Below are 2,432 nucleotides of genomic sequence, written 5' to 3' on the forward strand. Positions count from 1 at the left end.
CACCCAGTGTTATGCAACAAAAACGCGAACAGGAAAATGCATTTCGCAATTGGGTCAACAGTGATCCTGCACGTGCAACGACTTATGGCGACCCGTGGAAAACATTGAGCGACACCCAAATCGCCTGGCGCAACCTATATGTCGATTACGTCATGGTGGAAATTGGTTTTGGCGCTATGTCGCAACAAGTAAACTGGGCGCGTACATTGGTGCGCGGCACCGCCGAAAAAGCAAAACCCGATGCACAACGCCTACGCGAATTCGCTGATGCCAGTTTACCTGCTGTACAAGCTGGTCTGTTTGCCGAAGTGCCTTTGTATACCGATTTTGAACGCGCCATGTTGGCTTGGTCACTGAGCAAATTGCGTGAAAAACTTGGCGTTGATAACCCGGTAGTAAAAAGTATTTTGGGGAAACAATCGCCCGAAGCACTGGCGAACGAGATTGTCTCCAACAGCAAACTGGGCGATGCTGCAGTGCGCAAGCAACTCTGGGACGGCGGCGCTGAAGCAGTGAAACGCAGCGATGACCCCGCTATTAAACTCGCCAGATTAATTGATGAGCACGCACGCAAGTTCCGCACGGAATATGACCAAAACATCGAGCCAATACAAAAAGCTGCGGCCAATCAATTAGCCAAAGCGCGCTTTGCGTATCAGGGAACACAGGTTTATCCCGATGCAACTTTTTCGCTTCGCTTATCGCATGGTGTAATTCGCGGTTGGGAAGAAAAAGGAAAAGCGATTACACCTTTCACCGACATTGGTGGTTTGCTTGATCGCGCTACCGATTATGATCCCTTTAAATTGGCCGATACCTGGGTTGCCGCACAGAAAAAGTTAAACAAAAAAACGCGTTTCAACCAGGTATCAACGAACGACATTATTGGCGGTAATTCCGGCAGCCCATTAATCAACGCAAAAGGTGAATTGGTGGGATTAATTTTTGATGGCAATATCCAATCACTGGGTGGCGCTTACTTTTTTGATGAATCAGTCAACCGCGCGGTATCTGTACATCCCGCCGCAATGAGCGAAGCACTTAAAAAAGTCTACAAAGCAGATCACCTTGTGAAAGAATTAAAACTGAAGTAATTATTTTATTAGCAAGGTCATGCACAAGAAATTGTGCATGACCTTGCAAACATTAAAAAATCATCACACCCGCCGCTGGTAAACTAACACGCTCACCCAATTGTAGTTCGCTTCCAGTAAGCTGATCCTTGTGCATGCCCCGCAAATTGCTCGGCACCGCAAACTCCGCATCCGCACTTGAACTCAAGTTAATCAACACCCACGCACTCTTACCCATCGAAATATTCTCCACCAACCATATATCTTTATTATCCACCGGATAGTAACGAACCTCTTGCGGCAATTGCAGCGCGGGATTTTCATTGCGTACCTTAATCAGGCGTTTGTAATGATTAAACAGCGATTGTGGATCTTGCGCCTGGGCAGCGACAGATTTTCCCGTACCTTTTAATGTTTGCCAATAATTAGCCCACCACCCCTGATGATGTTGCATCCAGGGAAACCATTTCGCTTGGTCTAGCCAAAAGGCGCCGGTCGAATTAAATCCTGCGCTGTCTTCATCACTCCACTGCATAATCGCGCGACGATATTGGTCGTCGCCAGTTTTGTATTGCGACAAACCAATTTCTTCGCCGTAATAAAGATAGAGAGTCCCCGGCGTAGTCATTAATAAACTCGCGGCGATTTTCGCTTTGGCAAGATCGTTTTCCAGCGTGTACATAATTCGGGTTTGATCGTGATTGGTTAAAAAGGGCGCGAAATACTGGATTGGCGCTGCCGCTTTGCGTGCAACTAAATTCGCCCATAAACCATCGCGGCTTTGTTGCAGATTTTTCGCGCTCATGGTGCCAAAGTCGGCAGTTTGTTTTACCGCCGGGTTTAGCAAATCAATCACCACGGTGCCAAAATCAAAATCAAAGGATGAATCCAATCCTTTGCCATGATTCCGATATTTTCCGACTGTATTCAAATCGGCCCATGCCTCTGCCACTAACATCGCATCCGGTTTTACCGATTTCACATGCTGCGAAAAAATCGTCCAATAATCGATAGTGCCTTGGGTATCGGCTTGTAGTGGATAACCGCCCTCTTCCACCGCGTAACGCACTGCATCCAAACGGAATCCATCGACGCCTTTGGCGAGCCAAAAACTGGCGAGTTTATTTAATTCATCAATCACGACTTGCTTGGTAAGATTTAAATCCGGTTGGCTGCTACCAAATGCGCCGTAGTAAAATGCTTTGCGTGTTTCATTCCAATGCCATACTGCTGCAGGATTGGATTCGGCTGACCAAGGCTGCCCCCAACCGCTCGCGGGGCGTTGATCGCGCCAGATAAAATAATCCGCATAACCCGCTTCTTTATTGGCCGATTTAATAAACCATTCGTGTTTGTCAG

2 protein-coding genes are annotated in these 2,432 nt (G+C 47.3%); one reads left to right on the forward strand and one right to left on the reverse strand.

Going from position 1 to position 2,432, the window contains the following annotated elements; genetic code table 11:
• Positions 1 to 1,094: S46 family peptidase (locus tag ACWA6V_RS20595; protein WP_449524241.1), on the forward strand; the 1,094-nt coding region annotated here is incomplete at its 5' end.
• A 52-nt stretch (positions 1,095 to 1,146) separates the two neighbouring features.
• Here ACWA6V_RS20595 and ACWA6V_RS20600 read toward each other — a convergent pair.
• On the reverse strand, positions 1,147 to 2,432 hold a 1,286-nt coding region (locus ACWA6V_RS20600; protein WP_449524242.1), incomplete at its 5' end, for an alpha-amylase family glycosyl hydrolase.

Source organism: Cellvibrio sp., assembly GCF_053579595.1.